Below are 11,975 nucleotides of genomic sequence, written 5' to 3'. Positions count from 1 at the left end.
TCTCTATTGACGGTGAAGTGGAAGGTTGGTTCTCTGACGATACACCTAAGCGCTTCGAAGCATACGGCTGGCACGTAATCCCTGCAGTAGACGGTCACGATGCAGACGCGATCAATGCAGCGATTGAAGCGGCAAAAGCGGATCCACGTCCAACACTTATCTGTACTAAAACCATCATCGGTTTTGGTTCGCCAAACAAAGCGGGCTCTCACGACTGTCACGGTGCACCACTAGGTCACGACGAAATTGCATCAGCACGTGAATTCCTAGGTTGGGAACACGGTCCATTCGAAATCCCTGCTGACATCAAAGCAGAGTGGGATGCAAACGAAGCGGGTAGCGCAAAAGAAGCAGCTTGGAACGAGAAGCTAGCAGCTTATGAAGCGGCTTACCCAGAGCTTGCAGCTGAGTTTAAGCGTCGTGTGAACGGTGAGCTTCCAGCTCAGTGGGAGCAAGAAGCAAGCAAGATCATTGCTGACCTTCAAGCGAATCCAGCAAACATTGCATCACGTAAAGCGTCTCAAAACGCGCTAGAAGCGTTCGGTAAGATGCTTCCAGAATTCATGGGCGGCTCTGCTGACCTAGCGCCATCAAACCTAACCATGTGGTCTGGTTCTCAGTCTCTAACGGCTGACGATGCGTCTGGTAACTACATCCACTACGGTGTACGTGAGTTCGGTATGACGGCGATCATTAATGGTATTGCTTTGCACGGTGGTTTCGTCCCTTACGGTGCAACATTCCTAATGTTCATGGAATACGCTCGTAACGCAATGCGCATGGCAGCACTAATGAAAGTGCAAAACATCCAGGTTTACACGCACGACTCTATCGGTCTGGGTGAAGACGGTCCAACGCACCAGCCGGTTGAGCAAATCGCATCACTACGCGTGACACCAAACATGAGCACATGGCGTCCATGTGACCAGGTTGAGTCTGCGGTTGCTTGGAAATACGCGATTGAGCGTAAAGACGGTCCAACATCACTCATCTTCTCTCGTCAAAATCTTGCACAACAAGATCGTGATGCAGAGCAGCTAGCCAATGTTGCTAAGGGTGGTTACATCCTGAAAGATTGCGAAGGTACTCCAGAGCTTATCCTTATCGCTACTGGTTCTGAAGTTGAGCTAGCGACGAATGCTTACGCTGAACTGACGGCTGAAGGTAAGAAAGTACGCGTAGTGTCTCTTCCTTCTACAGACGTATTTGACGCGCAAGATGAAGCATACCGCGAAGCGGTTCTTCCAGCGGCAGTGACTAAGCGTCTTGCTGTTGAAGCAGGTATTGCGGATTACTGGTACAAGTATGTTGGCTTCGGTGGCAAGATCATCGGCATGACAACATTCGGTGAATCTGCGCCAGCGGGTGAGCTGTTCAAGATGTTTGGCTTCACAACTGAAAACGTTGTAAACACAGCAAAAGAACTGCTTGCTTAATTAGAAGACTCAATAAGCAATGTTAGTAAATGAAAAGCCGAGCTCTAGAGCTCGGCTTTTTTATGGCTATTCAAATTCACTACCTTTGTTATCCAACTCGCGTCTGCCACAGGTTTGGCAGGTGACATAGCGATCCATATCATAGTAGTGTCCGCCATTGATAAACGCATGTAGCAATAACTTAATTCGACCAAGGATCTTTGGGTCTTTGTCATAGCGACTTGGTTTACGTATCAAGACTTCGTTATGAACAGTTTCTTTATTACATGATTGGCAGTAATGCTGACCAGTAAACATGAGTACACCTCCTGTGCAGTGAAAACGAGGCCGTTAAATGGCACGTGAGAAGCACTCCTCGACCATGGTAACAGAGTGAACTTTTAGCGGATGGCGTGTTTTGGAGACTTGTCTCGCAACTGTTAATGCGAAATGACAGTTGATCGGTTACTATGCACACCTTCATAACGTGAACTAAGGATGTAGTGCGATGTTAAAAGTGGCTATTAATGGCTTTGGTCGCATTGGACGAAATGTACTTCGAGCAATCTATGAAAGCGGCAAAAACGATAAAATACAAGTCGTCGCGGTCAACGAGCTTGCTCAACCTGAAGCGATGGCACATTTGCTTCAATACGATACCAGTCATGGGCGATTTGCCAAGAAGATCTCTCACGATCAAGAGTACCTGTATGTTAATCACTGTGATGGCAAGTTCGATACGATTCGAATTTTGCACTCCGCTGAGATAAATTTACTGCCATGGCGTAATTTGGATGTTGATATCGTATTGGATTGCACCGGGGTGTTTGGTTGTCGTGCCGATGGTCTAGAACATATCGCTGCGGGTGCTAAAAAAGTGCTATTTTCTCACCCAGGTTCACACGATCTTGATAACACTATAATTTATGGTGTGAATCATGACTCGTTGACACAAGATCAGGTTATTGTTTCTAACGGTTCTTGCACCACTAACTGTATTGTTCCTATCATTCAAGCGTTAGACGAAGCCTTCGGCATCGATTCCGGTACCATTACCACTATTCACTCGGCGATGAATGACCAACAAGTTATTGATGCCTATCATAGTGACTTACGAAGAACGCGTGCAGCGAGCCATTCCATAATTCCTGTTGATACCAAATTGCATAAAGGTATTGAACGCATTTTTCCGAAATTTTCTAACAAATTTGAAGCAATTTCTGTCAGAGTGCCAACAATTAACGTCACCGCTATGGATTTAAGTGTAACTATAAATACGAATGTGAAAGTTAATGACGTAAATCAAGTCATTATTAACGCATCTCGGTGTACATTAGACGGCATAGTTGACTATACTGAAGCACCGCTGGTTTCGATAGACTTTAACCATGACCCGCACAGTGCCATTGTCGATGGGACACAGACCCGAGTGAGCGATGGTCGTTTGGTCAAGATGTTGGTTTGGTGTGACAACGAGTGGGGCTTTGCTAATCGTATGTTAGACACTGCTTTAGCAATGCAGGCGTCCAAGTAGTATCAAGGGCGCAATTTGGGGAAATATTAATTTTGATGCTTGAAATTAATATTCATAAGCCCAATATAAGTAAGCAGTTGATGAATTACAAAACTTGGCAAGAAGCCGGGTTTTCAAAAACTTTATTTATTTTTTAGTTGAGAGGACTAAACATGTCTGTAATCAAGATGACTGACCTGGAACTAGCAGGTAAACGCGTATTTATCCGTGCGGATCTAAACGTACCTGTAAAAGACGGTAAAGTAACTTCTGACGCGCGTATCCTAGCGTCTCTACCAACCATCAAGCACTGCCTAGAAGCTGGTGCTAAAGTAATGGTTACGTCTCACCTAGGTCGTCCTACTGAAGGCGAGTACGCAGAAGAGTTCTCTCTACAACCAGTTGTAAACTACCTAAACGACGCGCTTGATTGCGAAGTTAAGCTAGCAAAAGACTACCTAGAAGGTCTTGAGCTAAACACAGGTGAACTTGTTGTTCTTGAAAACGTTCGCTTCAACAAAGGCGAGAAGAAAAACGAAGAAGAGCTATCTAAGAAGTACGCAGCACTATGTGACATCTTCGTTATGGATGCATTCGGTACCGCTCACCGTGCACAAGCATCTACTCACGGCGTTGGCATGAACGCGCCAGTTGCGTGTGCAGGTCCTCTACTAGCTAACGAACTAGACGCTCTAGGTAAAGCGATGGACAAGCCTGCTCGTCCAATGGTTGCTATCGTAGGTGGTTCTAAAGTTTCTACTAAGCTAACGGTTCTTGAATCTCTATCTAAAATCGCTGACCAACTTGTTGTTGGTGGTGGTATTGCGAACACGTTCATCGCAGCTGCGGGTCACAACGTAGGTAAGTCTCTTTACGAAGCAGACCTAGTAGACACAGCTAAGAAGCTAATGGATGAGTGTGCGATTCCAGTGGCAACTGACGTTGCATGTGCAAAAGCATTCGACGAGAACGCTGAAGCAGAAATCAAACACGTTTCTGAAGTTCAAGACGACGATATGATTTTTGACTTAGGTCCAGACTCAACAGCTGAACTAGCGAAAATCCTAAAAGATGCTAAAACTATCCTATGGAACGGCCCTGTAGGTGTATTCGAGTTCAAGAACTTCGAAGCAGGTACTGAAGGCATTTCTAAAGCGATCGCTGAATCAGACGGTTTCTCTGTAGCAGGTGGTGGTGACACGCTAGCGGCTATCGACAAGTTCGGTATCAAAGCTGACGTTTCTTACATCTCTACAGGTGGCGGTGCATTCCTTGAATTCGTTGAAGGTAAAGTACTACCAGCAGTAGCAATGCTTGAAGAGCGTGCTAAAGCATAATCATCTTTATAGAGCGGGCTTATTGGTCCGCTTTTATCTATGCTGCAATGGGTGATTAACTTTGATACAATGCCGCCCATTGTGAGCAAACGATTGCCAATTTTTATTTAAAACGACAGAAAATAGGACTTATTCCATGTCTAAGATCTTCGACTTCGTAAAACCAGGTGTTATCTCTGGCGATGACGTTCAAAAAGTATTTGAAGTTGCTAAAGAGAACAACTTCGCTCTTCCTGCAGTAAACGTAGTTAACACTGACTCTATCAACGGTGTTCTTGAAGCAGCAGCTAAAGTTAAAGCTCCAGTTGTTGTTCAGTTCTCTAACGGCGGTGCTGGCTTCTTCGCTGGTAAAGGCGTTAAGCTTGAAGGTCAAGGCGCACAAATCCTAGGTGCAGTTGCTGGTGCAAAATACGTTCATGCAGTTGCTGAATCTTACGGTATCCCAGTAATCCTTCACACTGACCACGCTGCTAAGAAACTTCTACCTTGGATCGACGGTCTTCTAGATGCGGGTGAAGAGTTCTTCGCTCAAACTGGTAAGCCACTATTCTCTTCTCACATGATCGACCTTTCTGAAGAGTCTCTAGAAGAGAACATCGAAATCTCTGCCAAGTACCTAGCTCGCATGGCGAAAATGGGCATGACTCTTGAGATCGAACTAGGTTGTACTGGTGGTGAAGAAGACGGCGTTGATAACTCTCACATGGACGCATCTGAGCTTTACACTTCTCCAGAAGACGTAGCATACGCATACGAGAAACTAAACGCTGTTAGCCCACGTTTCACTATCGCTGCTTCTTTCGGTAACGTACACGGTGTTTACAAGCCAGGTAACGTTGTTCTAACTCCGACTATCCTACGTGACTCTCAAGCATACTGTGCAGAGAAGTTCGGTATTGCACCTAACGCTCTAAACTTCGTATTCCACGGTGGTTCTGGTTCTACTGAAGCAGAAATCCAAGAGTCTATCGGCTACGGTGTTATCAAAATGAACATCGATACTGATACACAGTGGGCAACTTGGGATGGTATCCGTTCTTACGAAGCTGAGAACCACGATTACCTACAAGGTCAAATCGGTAACCCAACTGGTGAAGATGCGCCAAACAAGAAGTACTACGACCCACGCGTATGGCTACGTGCTGGTCAATCTTCAATGGTTGCTCGTCTAGAGAAAGCATTCGCTGACCTAAACGCTATCGACGTACTATAAGAGTAAATCGTATAAGATTTAACTGATAGTAAGATGAAAAAAGTCGCTCTTTAGAGCGGCTTTTTTTATGTCTGATGAAAATTATGTGATTGTGCTTAAAAAAACTGGCATAAACGCATATGTTTGCGTAACCTTTTGTTAAGTAATGTGTATTGGTATTCATACTCTCAATGCATCTCACCAAGTGCACCTTTGCTAATAGTACAGTGGTATTAGCTAAGGTTCGCTTCGCACTATTTATACTTTCAAGAGGTAAACAATATGGCCAATGAGTCAGTTGATATCCAAGCACCTATTGTGGATGGATTGTCAAAAGCGGAGCAGTGGTTAACCAACAACTCCGATTTACTTGTTCAATATGGCGTGAATATCATTTCAGCTATTCTGATTCTGTTTATTGGTAACATCGTTGTAAAAGCGGTGGCTAATAGCGTTTCTAAACTGCTGCATAAGAAGAAAATGGATAAGGCTGTAGTTGAGTTTATCCACGGTATTGTTCGCTACACGTTATTCGTTATTGTTTTAATTGCTGCGTTAAGCCGAATTGGTGTTCAAACTGCGTCAGTGGTAGCGGTAATTGGTGCTGCTGGTTTAGCCATCGGTCTAGCACTGCAAGGTTCACTATCAAACTTTGCTGCGGGTGTCTTGATTGTGGGGTTCCGTCCTTTCAAATCGGGCGACTATGTCGAGATCGGTGGAGTAGCTGGTTCAGTAGACTCTATTCAAATCTTCCAAACGATTCTTACCACGCCAGACAATAAGATGGTTGTTGTGCCTAACGCCTCGGTTATTGGCTCACCAATCACGAACTACTCTCGTCATGCCACACGTCGTATCGACCATGTTATCGGTGTCTCTTACGGTGCAGATCTGAAGAAGACTCAAGAAGTGATTCGCAGAACACTAGAGGCAGATGAGCGCATTCTAAAAGAACCAGGTACTACGATTGGTGTCGTAGCCCTTGCAGATTCTTCAGTAAACTTTGTCGTACGTCCTTGGGTTCGTACCGAGCAGTATTGGGATGTGTATTTTGATTCACTTCAAGCAATCAAAGAAGCACTAGATGCAGAAGGCATCGAAATTCCATTCCCTCAGATGGATGTTCATTTGAACAAAGTTGAGAGCTAATTAGCGTTTTATTGTCAAAAAAGCAAAAGGTGAAGCATTATGCTTCACCTTTTTTCATGTCTATTTCTATGATGTCATTGGGCAGCAGATACAGGACTCGCTGTAAATCTGTTCCTGACAAACCGAAAGTCCATTCAGGTAAACCCGGTGTGTATAAGACTTCCTGAGCTGAATACAGAGCCTTATCGACGACAATCATTATCTCTTCTGGTAACCCAATAGGACAGACTGCTCCTGGTACACAACCTACTTGTTCAGTCATATCCTCGTTGCTGCAAATTGAAGTACGCTTCCCAACTGCTTTCTTCAACAGAGCTTTGTCGAGTCGGGTATCTTTATCGGTGAGAAAGAGTGCAAACCCGCCTCCTTTCTTCTTCAAAAATAGACTCTTACTATGAGTGCCTGTCCATCCTAACTCTTTGGCAATTCGTTCATCGGTGGCAAAGTCGAGAATAGGCTCATGTTGCCACTGGTTAAATGAAATAACATGCTCATTGAGTAGGGCAACATTGGTCAAATATATCTGCTGGGTATTATCCATCGTTAGGCCATCAGTCCTTTAGTCAGTAGCAAGGCGATAGTAAACATCATAGCGGCCACTGCCAAGTCGATACCTTTCTTCACCTTTGGTTTAGACAAGGTTGGTCCCAGCTTTGCGGCACCAAGCGATAAGGAATAAAACCAAACAAATGATGCGAGTACAGTACCAATTGCAAAAGCGATACGATCGTTTCCTTCAAACTGACCACCAATGGAGCCGAGAATGACCACGGTATCCAGATAGAGGTGAGGATTTAATACCGTAACCGCCAACGCTCCGAGAACGACAGTGCGGCGACCACGAGCTAAGACTTCACCAGAAGACTCTTGAGCCGATGGCTTTTTAAAAGCGCTCTTTAGAGAGAGCAGGCCATAGCCAGTTAAAAAGGCGATGCCGCCTAACGTCACCCCGGTAAGCAACAGTTCATTTTGCGATAATATGGCACCGCCACCGAAGATCCCCAAAGAGATAAACGTCATATCTAACAGGCTGCAAACCGTTGCCGTCGTAAGATGATGATTACGCTTAATTCCTTGATTTAAAACGTAAGCGTTCTGAGCGCCAATTGGGATAATCATTGTTGCGCCCAATCCGAAACCTTGAAGAAGCACCCAAAAATTCACTTTAATTTCCTCACCACAGCATAAAAGAGAGCGTGAGAATAGCGATTCGTTTATGATTAGGAAAGTTAATAATATTAATGAGAAATAAGTCATACTTATGATGTGTGATTTGTAATCAAAGCGATGAAAAAGAGGGCGATTTATGCGCGGATTAGATTACAAATGGATCGAAGCGTTGGACGCAATTGTTGAGCAACGAAGCTTCGATAAGGCGGCAGAACACCTATATATTTCTCAGTCTGCCGTGTCCCAGCGAGTTAAGCAATTAGAAAAATGGCTAGCTCAGCCTGTTCTTGTTCGAGAGCAACCACCAAGACCGACCGCTGTAGGGAAAAAGCTCTTAGGTTTATATCGTCGAGTGCGGTTACTTGAGCAAGAATTGGTGCCAGAACTCGCGGCTGACTTGGGTGATAAACCGCTTTCTGTGTCATTAGCAACCAACGCAGATAGCTTAGCGACTTGGTTGCTTCCGAGTTTGTTTCCGCTTTTGGAAGCGAAACGAGTTGAGCTTAATCTCATTGTTGATGATGAAGGTCGCACCATCGAAAAGCTCAAAAACGGTGAAGTAGTCGGCGCAATAAGTTTAGAATCGCAATCTATCCCTGGGTGTGTGGCTGACTATTTAGGGCGAGTCGATTATCTTTGTGTGGCAAGCCCAAGCTTTATTAAGCGCTACTTCAGTCAAGGAGTGAACCGCGAGAGTTTAATTAAGGCGCCAGCAGTGGCTTTTGACCAACATGATAAGATGCACCAGCGATTTGTTAATCAACACTTTAATATTATGCCGGGCAGTATACTCAAACATACGGTGCGCAGCTCTGAAGCCTTTGTGAAGCTTGCGGTAGCCGGTGTGGCTTACTGTCTTATCCCCAAATTACAAATTCAAGATGAACTGGCATCGGGGGCGTTAATTGAGCTTACGCCTAATATTTTGCTGTCTCATCAAATCTATTGGCACCACTGGCAACTTGAAAGTGGGGTGCTTGGTGAGGTTTCAGACGCCATTATCAGTCATGCGAGACAGTATTTACCACAGTAGTGGAACGTCATGTTTGTGTCAGTGTTTACTTTTTAGGGAACCTATATTCTCAACTTATGCCTAATCTTGAGTATAAAGGTTAAAAACAGAACGAGGATTCTTCAATGAAACGCTCATTTGCACTAGGTACATTAGTGGTTGCCCTGATTGCTGCGCCAGTTTTTGCTAACCAGCCCGATTTCCCTCATATCTCGACTACGGGTTATGGTGAGATAGAGGCAACACCAGATATGGCCGAATTTTCGGTGCGAGTTGTACAGTCTCAAATGAATGCTGATCAAGCGAAACAAGGTGTTGACTCTGTGGTAGACAAGTTTCTTTCTGGCTTAATGTCTGAAGGCATCGAAAAGAAAGATATTCAGAGCTCAAACCTGTACTTATCGCCTCAGTACCATTATCCAGAAAAAGGTAAACCTGAGTTGGTTGGCTATCGTGCATCGCGTACAGTGACTGTTCAGGTGATGGACTTAGAGAATCTTAATAACTATCTCGATCTTGCGCTTGAGTCAGGGATTAACCAAGTTGACAACATTCAACTTAAAGTGAAAGACCAAGGTCAATACCAAGAAGCGGCTCGCATGGCGGCCATTAAAGATGCACAAAGCAAAGCTGCTTCGCTAGCGAAAGGATTTGATCAAAATCTTGGCAAAGTATGGCGTATTGAATATCGTCAACCGATGAACCAACCCGTAGTGATGCGCAGCATGGCGATGGATAGTAAAATGGAGTCCAATAGCTATCAAGACTCGGTAATTACCATTCGTGACCGAGTGGATGTTACCTATCAAATTGGAAAATAAAAAAACGCCCTGACTAGTCAGGGCGTTTTTTTAGCTGTTGTTCGCTTAGTGCAGAATACGAGCTCGTAGTGTGCCTTCAATCAACTTTAGCTTAGCCAGCGCTTCTTCAGAGCGTGCTGTTTCGACATCAATAACCACATAACCGATATCTGAAGCTGTCTGCAAATATTGACCTGCGATGTTGATACCTTCATCCGCAAAGATGGTGTTTATCTGAGTTAGAATACCAGGGCGGTTTTTGTGAATGTGTAATAGGCGTGAACACTCGGTGTGCTCTGGCAGTGATACTTCTGGGAAGTTTACACTTGAAAGCGTTGAACCATTATCAGAATATTTCGCCAGTTTTCCAGCCACTTCTACACCGATGTTCTCTTGAGCTTCTTGTGTAGAGCCACCGACGTGCGGCGTTAGGATCACATTGTCGAATTTCATCAATGGAGACTCAAATGGGTCTGCATTGGTCTTTGGTTCTTCTGGGAATACGTCAATTGCAGCCCCAGCAAGGTGACCTGCTTCGAGGGAATCGCAAAGAGCTGGGATATCCACTACGGTGCCACGGGCAGCGTTAATGAAGATGGCGCCCGGCTTCATTCTCTCAAACTCAGCGGCTCCCATCATATTCTTGGTTCCTTGGGTCTCTGGTACATGCAGAGAGATAACATCACATTTATTTAGTAGCTCAGTCATGGTATGAACCTGAGTTGCATTACCAAGCGATAGTTTGTTCTCAATATCGTAGAAGTACACACGCATACCTAAGTTCTCAGCAATAATGCCAAGTTGGGTACCGATGTGACCGTAGCCAATGATACCGAGTCGCTTACCACGCGCTTCGTATGAGTTATCGGCACTCTTTTTCCAGATTCCACGATGGGCAAGGGCATTTTTCTCTGGGATACCGCGCAGTAGTAACAGAATTTGACCAAGAACCAATTCTGCAACACTTCGAGTGTTAGAAAATGGTGCATTGAAAACAGGAACGCCACGTTTAGCAGCAGCATCAAGGTTAACCTGGTTGGTACCAATACAGAAACAGCCGATTGCGACTAATTTGTCTGCAGCATTAATCACTTCTTCAGTCAGGTTAGTTCGTGAACGAATTCCGATAAAGTGAACGTCTTTAACGGCTTCAATCAGCTCTTCTTCTGGTAAGGAGCCTTTATGATAGGTGATATTTGTGTATCCAGCGGCTTGCAAAACTTCTACTGAAGATGGATGTAAACCTTCAAGTAGCAGAATCTTTATCTTATCTTTTTCCAGTGAAACTTTGGCCATTTAACTCATCCTTAACATGGGAAATTCGGGCTTAATTAGCGCACATTTGACAGTGAGAATATCGAGGAGGGAGCTTCCAACTGCTTGAGGCAAACGTTTTCCTTGTGCGTCTTGTGACCAATAAAGTAACAAAAAAGTTGTACGTTGGGTAAGAAAATTACGGAATAAGGCATAATTTTCTTATAGAAAAACGAAAAAACGGCACCCAAGGTGCCGTTTGTAGTCTAATGACGTAATCGCGTTTAATATATTGACCAGCTTTGCTAGGTACTATTAGAACCCGTTTAGTCTTTATTCTTCGATTTTTGCACCTTCTGGAGTGCCAGTAATGATCACATCAGCGCCACGGTGTGCAAATAAACCTACCGTTACCACACCTGCTAGAGCGTTGATCTTGTCTTCCATATCTTTGGCATCAGTGATTTGCATACCGTATACGTCTAAGATGACGTTACCGTTGTCTGTAACCACACCTTCACGGTAAACCGGGTCACCACCAAGTTTCACTAGTTCGCGAGCCACGTAAGAACGTGCCATTGGGATAACTTCTACAGGTAGTGGGAACTGACCGAGAACCTCAACGGCCTTAGTACCATCAACGATACATACAAACTTGTCTGAGATAGCGGCTACGATCTTCTCACGTGTTAGTGCTGCACCACCGCCTTTGATCATGTCGCGAGTTGGGTTGATTTCATCTGCGCCATCAACGTAAACATCAAGATAAGCCACATCGTTGCAGTCGAAGACTTCAATACCTAGCGCTTCTAGCTTTTCTGTTGAAGCAATCGAACTAGATACTGCACCTTTGATATCTTCTTTGATTGTGCCTAGTGCATCAATGAAGTGGTTGACAGTTGAGCCTGTACCAACACCAACAATGCTATCTTTTTCGACATACTTTAGTGCCGCCCAACCAGCAGCTTTCTTCATCTCGTCTTGAGTCATGGTTGAATCCCAGTTTTGATTTAAGGTGAAAATGCGGGCGAATTATATATCAATTTCGACGACAAATGCGCTGAAAAAATAGCGATATGACAAAAAATTGCGAAAAACAGCAATCGATTGCTCTATTTCTCTTTGGAGGTGAA

12 protein-coding genes are annotated in these 11,975 nt (G+C 44.5%); 7 read left to right on the top strand and 5 right to left on the bottom strand.

What is annotated here, in order from left to right; genetic code table 11:
* On the top strand, positions 1-1,436 hold a 1,436-nt coding region (locus tag AWH66_RS14640), incomplete at its 5' end, for a transketolase family protein (RefSeq protein WP_071487855.1).
* 66 nt (positions 1,437-1,502) lie between these two features.
* Here the strand turns inward: AWH66_RS14640 and AWH66_RS14635 are convergent.
* A complete protein-coding gene (locus tag AWH66_RS14635; RefSeq protein ID WP_063605860.1) occupies positions 1,503-1,733 on the bottom strand; it encodes a hypothetical protein in 231 nt (76 codons plus the stop codon).
* 190 nt (positions 1,734-1,923) lie between these two features.
* Between AWH66_RS14635 and epd the strand changes: the two genes are divergently transcribed.
* The 4 genes from epd (at position 1,924) to mscS (ending at position 6,606) form a co-directional block, all read left to right on the top strand.
* Positions 1,924-2,949 carry an erythrose-4-phosphate dehydrogenase gene (gene epd, locus AWH66_RS14630; RefSeq protein WP_063605861.1) on the top strand — a complete coding sequence of 342 codons (1,026 nt, stop codon included), beginning with the start codon at positions 1,924-1,926 and terminating at the stop codon, positions 2,947-2,949.
* Between the two features lie 152 nt (positions 2,950-3,101).
* Entirely contained in the window at positions 3,102-4,265 is a 1,164-nt protein-coding gene (locus AWH66_RS14625; RefSeq protein ID WP_063605862.1) for a phosphoglycerate kinase, read from the top strand.
* 136 nt (positions 4,266-4,401) lie between these two features.
* A complete protein-coding gene (fbaA, locus tag AWH66_RS14620; RefSeq protein WP_063605863.1) occupies positions 4,402-5,478 on the top strand; it encodes a class II fructose-bisphosphate aldolase in 1,077 nt (358 codons plus the stop codon).
* 261 nt (positions 5,479-5,739) lie between these two features.
* The gene (gene mscS / locus AWH66_RS14615) at positions 5,740-6,606 is read left to right on the top strand and encodes a small-conductance mechanosensitive channel MscS (RefSeq protein WP_038228944.1); all 867 of its coding nucleotides are present in this window, start codon (positions 5,740-5,742) and stop codon (positions 6,604-6,606) included.
* Between the two features lie 37 nt (positions 6,607-6,643).
* Here mscS and AWH66_RS14610 read toward each other — a convergent pair whose 3' ends face one another.
* Positions 6,644-7,147, bottom strand: a complete 504-nt coding sequence (locus AWH66_RS14610; protein WP_063605864.1) for a YbaK/EbsC family protein — start codon at positions 7,145-7,147, stop codon at positions 6,644-6,646.
* Between the two features lie 2 nt (positions 7,148-7,149).
* Complete coding sequence (locus AWH66_RS14605) at positions 7,150-7,770, bottom strand: LysE/ArgO family amino acid transporter (RefSeq protein WP_038228950.1); 621 nt, start codon at positions 7,768-7,770, stop codon at positions 7,150-7,152.
* Positions 7,771-7,912: 142 nt separating this feature from the next.
* Between AWH66_RS14605 and AWH66_RS14600 the strand changes: the two genes are divergently transcribed.
* Together AWH66_RS14600 and AWH66_RS14595 are read left to right on the top strand one after the other, a co-directional pair.
* Positions 7,913-8,809, top strand: coding sequence for a LysR family transcriptional regulator ArgP (locus AWH66_RS14600; RefSeq protein WP_006075602.1), 897 nt, complete (start codon positions 7,913-7,915; stop codon positions 8,807-8,809).
* Between the two features lie 104 nt (positions 8,810-8,913).
* On the top strand, positions 8,914-9,609 hold the full coding sequence (locus AWH66_RS14595) for an oxidative stress defense protein (RefSeq protein WP_063605865.1): 696 nt from the start codon (positions 8,914-8,916) through the stop codon (positions 9,607-9,609).
* 45 nt (positions 9,610-9,654) lie between these two features.
* Here AWH66_RS14595 and serA read toward each other — a convergent pair whose 3' ends face one another.
* Positions 9,655-10,884 (bottom strand): phosphoglycerate dehydrogenase, encoded by a 1,230-nt coding sequence (gene serA, locus AWH66_RS14590; RefSeq protein ID WP_063605866.1) that lies wholly within the window; start codon positions 10,882-10,884, stop codon positions 9,655-9,657.
* A gap of 291 nt (positions 10,885-11,175) precedes the next feature.
* Positions 11,176-11,832, bottom strand: coding sequence for a ribose-5-phosphate isomerase RpiA (rpiA, locus tag AWH66_RS14585; protein ID WP_063605867.1), 657 nt, complete (start codon positions 11,830-11,832; stop codon positions 11,176-11,178).
* Positions 11,833-11,975 lie beyond the last annotated feature (143 nt).

The sequence above is a fragment of the Vibrio barjaei genome, from assembly GCF_001639065.2.
In the GTDB taxonomy this organism is placed as follows: Bacteria; Pseudomonadota; Gammaproteobacteria; order Enterobacterales; family Vibrionaceae; genus Vibrio; species Vibrio barjaei.
The sequence above is the reverse complement of the archived record's forward strand: the minus strand, read 5'-3'. Positions and strand labels throughout refer to the sequence as shown.

What these genes read in the sequence shown, in the direction of transcription:
- AWH66_RS14635 (WP_063605860.1), bottom strand. Translation starts at nt 1,733, where the DNA reads ATGTTTACTGGTCAGCATTACTGCCAATCATGTAATAAAGAAACTGTT.
- epd (WP_063605861.1), top strand. Translation starts at nt 1,924, where the DNA reads ATGTTAAAAGTGGCTATTAATGGCTTTGGTCGCATTGGACGAAATGTA.
- AWH66_RS14625 (WP_063605862.1), top strand. Translation starts at nt 3,102, where the DNA reads ATGTCTGTAATCAAGATGACTGACCTGGAACTAGCAGGTAAACGCGTA.
- fbaA (WP_063605863.1), top strand. Translation starts at nt 4,402, where the DNA reads ATGTCTAAGATCTTCGACTTCGTAAAACCAGGTGTTATCTCTGGCGAT.
- mscS (WP_038228944.1), top strand. Translation starts at nt 5,740, where the DNA reads ATGGCCAATGAGTCAGTTGATATCCAAGCACCTATTGTGGATGGATTG.
- AWH66_RS14610 (WP_063605864.1), bottom strand. Translation starts at nt 7,147, where the DNA reads ATGGATAATACCCAGCAGATATATTTGACCAATGTTGCCCTACTCAAT.
- AWH66_RS14600 (WP_006075602.1), top strand. Translation starts at nt 7,913, where the DNA reads ATGCGCGGATTAGATTACAAATGGATCGAAGCGTTGGACGCAATTGTT.
- AWH66_RS14595 (WP_063605865.1), top strand. Translation starts at nt 8,914, where the DNA reads ATGAAACGCTCATTTGCACTAGGTACATTAGTGGTTGCCCTGATTGCT.
- serA (WP_063605866.1), bottom strand. Translation starts at nt 10,884, where the DNA reads ATGGCCAAAGTTTCACTGGAAAAAGATAAGATAAAGATTCTGCTACTT.
- rpiA (WP_063605867.1), bottom strand. Translation starts at nt 11,832, where the DNA reads ATGACTCAAGACGAGATGAAGAAAGCTGCTGGTTGGGCGGCACTAAAG.